The sequence below is a fragment of the Bradyrhizobium sp. STM 3809 genome (assembly GCF_000239795.1).
In the GTDB taxonomy this organism is placed as follows: domain Bacteria; phylum Pseudomonadota; class Alphaproteobacteria; order Rhizobiales; family Xanthobacteraceae; genus Bradyrhizobium.
On record NZ_CAFJ01000653.1, the window covers coordinates 1 to 3,553 of the forward strand.

Annotated in this window: 4 protein-coding genes; 1 reads left to right on the plus strand and 3 read right to left on the minus strand. The window is 67.4% G+C overall.

Features of this window, described 5'->3' with window-relative positions:
• The first annotated feature begins 21 nt into the window (after nucleotides 1-21).
• On the plus strand, nucleotides 22-1,353 hold the full coding sequence (locus BRAS3809_RS29035) for a dicarboxylate/amino acid:cation symporter (RefSeq protein ID WP_008965584.1): 1,332 nt from the start codon (nucleotides 22-24) through the stop codon (nucleotides 1,351-1,353).
• A 144-nt stretch (nucleotides 1,354-1,497) separates the two neighbouring features.
• On the opposite strand, the gene BRAS3809_RS29040 is transcribed toward BRAS3809_RS29035, so the two are convergent.
• The 3 genes from BRAS3809_RS29040 to rpe all read right to left on the minus strand — a co-directional run.
• Nucleotides 1,498-2,328, minus strand: a complete 831-nt coding sequence (locus BRAS3809_RS29040; protein WP_008965585.1) for a bifunctional allantoicase/(S)-ureidoglycine aminohydrolase — start codon at nucleotides 2,326-2,328, stop codon at nucleotides 1,498-1,500.
• A gap of 45 nt (nucleotides 2,329-2,373) precedes the next feature.
• Nucleotides 2,374-2,859, minus strand: coding sequence for an ureidoglycolate lyase (locus tag BRAS3809_RS29045; protein WP_008965586.1), 486 nt, complete (start codon nucleotides 2,857-2,859; stop codon nucleotides 2,374-2,376).
• 15 nt (nucleotides 2,860-2,874) lie between these two features.
• Nucleotides 2,875-3,553, minus strand: a 679-nt coding sequence (rpe, locus tag BRAS3809_RS29050) for a ribulose-phosphate 3-epimerase (protein WP_035659251.1), incomplete at its 5' end; no start/stop codon positions are given.

Genomic DNA, 3,553 nt, shown 5'->3' on the forward strand with positions numbered 1-3,553 from the left:
TTTGACCAGGGGGGACCTTCGATGGCGGCAACCGATGTGAGCATGGCGGGGACGGCGTCGCCGAAGCGCAGCCTGTTGGGCTCGCTGTTCTTCCAGGTCGTGGCCGCGCTCGCGCTCGGCATCCTGATCGGCGTCTTTGCGCCGGAGACCGCCCAAGGGTTGAAATTCTTCAGCGATGCGTTCCTGCGCCTGATCGCCATGGTGGTCGCGCCGATCGTGTTCTGCGTCGTCGTCCACGGCATCGCCAGCGCCGGAGACCTGAAGAAGGTCGGCCGCGTCGGCGTCAAGTCGCTGTTCTATTTCGAGGGCATGACGACGATCGCGCTGGCCTTCGGCCTCGTGCTGGCGCTGCTGTTCGGGCCCGGCCATGGCATGAATATCGACGTCTCCAAGCTCGATGCCAAGCAGCTCGCGACCTTCGCCGACAACGCCCACAAGCTGCAGGGCGGCGGCTTCGGCGGTTTCATCCTCAACATCATCCCGCCGACCGCGTTCGACGCCTTCGCCCGCAACGACGTGCTGCAGGTGCTGTTCTTTGCGGTGATCTTCGGCGTCAGCCTCGCGCTGGTCGGCGAGCCCGGCAAGCCCGTCGTCAACCTGATCGATGCCGTCGCCAAAGTGCTGTTCAAGGCGATGGGCCTGATCGTGCGCGTGGCGCCGCTCGGCGTGCTCGGCGCCATCGGCTTCACCGTCGGCAAATACGGTATCGGTTCGCTGAAGCAGCTGCTGGCGCTGGTCGTGCTGTTCTACGTCTCGGTGGCGCTGTTCGTCGTCATTGCGCTCGGCCTCGTGATGCGCATCGCCGGCCTCAGCCTGTTCAAGTTCCTGCGCTACCTGAAGGAGGAGCTCCTGATCGTGCTGGCGACGGCGTCATCCGACTCCGTGCTGCCGCAGATCATGCGCAAGCTCGAGGCGATGGGGGTGAAGCAGGAGGTCGTCGGCCTGGTCATCCCGACCGGCTATTCGTTCAACCTCGATGCGTTCTCGATCTACCTGACGCTCGCCGTCGTGTTCATCGCCCAGGCCACCAACACGCCGCTGTCGGTCAGCGACCTCCTGCTGGTGCTCGGCGTGTCGCTGGTGACGTCGAAGGGCGCGCATGGCGTGCCGGGCTCGGCGATCGTCATCCTCGCCGCAACGCTCGGTGCCGTACCCGCGATCCCCGCGATCGGCCTTGTGCTGGTGCTGTCGGTCGACTGGTTCGTCGGCATCGCCCGCGCCGTCGGCAACCTGATCGGCAACTGCGTCGCCACCGTGGTCGTGGCCGCCTGGGAGAACGATCTCGACCTCGCCAAGGCCAAGGCCGTGCTCGATCGCGGCACCGCGGAGGAGGTGGAGTATCAGGCGGCGTGATCGCTGAGAGATTTAGCGGTCACCGATCTCGTAGCCCGGATGAGCGGAGCGACATGCGGGTTCTCACGGGCTGCTGCGTCGATCCCGCATCTCGCTGCGCTCATGCGGGCTACGGGCCGGCGATGTTGTGCGTCGCCGCTCACCTCACCGGAACGGCCGCAGCTTCATGTGCCGGTTGGAGTCCTTGTAGAGCAGATAGCGGAAGCGGCCGGGGCCGCCGGCGTAGCAGGCCTGCGGGCAGAAGGCGCGCAGCCACATGAAGTCGCCGGCCTCGACCTCGACCCAGTCGCGGTTGAGCTTGTAGACGGCCTTGCCCTCGAGCACGTAGAGGCCGTGCTCCATCACATGCGTCTCGAGGAAGGGGATCACGGCGCCGGGCTCGAAGGTCACGATGTTGACGTGCATGTCGTGGCGGACGTCGAGCGGATCGACGAAGCGGGTGGTGGCCCAGCGGCCCTCGGTGCCGGGCATGCCGACGGGCGCGATCGTCGCCTCGTTGGTGACGAAGGCCTCGGGCAGGGGGATGCCGGGCACGGCTTCGTAGGCCTTGCGGATCCAGTGGAAGGTTGCGGGCGCCGCGCTGTCGTTCGTCAGTGTCCATTTGCAGCCCGGCGGCAGGAAGGCGTAGCCGCCCTTGCCGAGGCGATGTTCGGTGCCCGCGATCGTCAGCGCGATCTCGCCCGACACCACGAACAGCACGCCTTCGGCGTCCGGATCCGGCTCCGGCCGGGTGCTGCCGCCGCCGGGCGACACCTCGACGATGTATTGCGAGAACGTCTCCGAGAAGCCCGACAGGGGGCGCGCGATCACCCAGGTCCGCGTCTTGTCCCAGAACGGCAGCGCCGAGGTGACGATGTCCCGCATCACGCCCTTGGGGATGACCGCGTAAGCCTCGGTGAACACGGCGCGGCCGGTGAGCAGGTCGGTCTGCGGCGGGTGGCCGCCCTGCGGCACGAAGTAGTTCGGCTTGTCCATCATCGTCTCTCCTGCGCGCGGAGCGGCTCGCCCGCGCGCCTTAGCTCAGGGGATGCTCAGGAACAGCGGCTGGTCGAGCCACAGCTCCTCGAGATTGTCGGGACTCATGCGGTCGACCACCATGAAGCGCGAGGCCTCGTCGAACACCAGCAGCGGATGATGCCAGACGTTGCGGGCGTAGTTGACGCCCTGACGGCCGCTCGCGGTGAACGCCCGATAGCTCGCGCCGTCGCGCGGGTCGGCGCAGACCAGCACCAGCCAGGGCCGGTCCTGCAGCGGCATGAACAATTGGGTGCCGAGCGGATGCCGCTCCATCAGCTTGATCTCGATCGGCCGCGGCCGCGGCTTGGCCTCGAACAGGCTGACATTGACGGGGACGTTGCCGGACGTCACGTCGATGGCGGCGAGCTCGTTGCAGCGGCGGGCAAAGCCCTGGTTGATCTCGATCGGAGTGGCGCCGTCGGTCTCGACGACGTCGCCGAAGGCAGCAAAGGCCGCCTTCGTCAGCGGCTGCGGCGTGAGCTGGTGCATTCCGGTCCGCGCGCCTCAGATCGCTTCGCCGCGCGCCGACGCGGCGGCATCGCGGATCGCGGCGATGTTGCTGCGATAGGCCTCGGTGGTGCCGCCCTTGAACACGGCGGAGCCCGCGACGAAGGCGTTGGCGCCGGCGGCCGCGAGCGCGCCGGCATTGTCGCGGCCGACGCCGCCATCGACCTCGATGTCAACAGGACGGCCCGCGGTCATCGCGCGCAGATCCTGCACCTTGCCGATCGCCGAGGCGATGAACGCCTGGCCGCCGAAGCCGGGGTTGACCGACATGATCAGCACGAGGTCGACGAGGTCGAGCACGTATTCGATGACGTTGAGCGGGGTCGACGGGTTGAGCGACACGCCGGCCTTCTTGCCGAGCGCGCGGATCGCCTGCAGCGAGCGATGCAGATGCGGGCCGGCCTCGGCATGCACGGTGATGTGGTCGCAGCCGGCCTTGGCGAAGGCCTCGAGATAGGGATCGCACGGCGTGATCATCAGATGCGCGTCGAAGATCTTGGTCGTGTGCGGGCGCAGCGCCTTGATGACATCGGGGCCATAGGAGATGTTCGGGACGAAATGGCCGTCCATCACGTCGAGATGGATCCAGTCGGCGCCGGCGGCATCGACGGCGCGCACCTCTTCGCCGAGCTTGGAGAAATCCGAGGCCAGGATCGATGGCGCGATGACGAGCGGA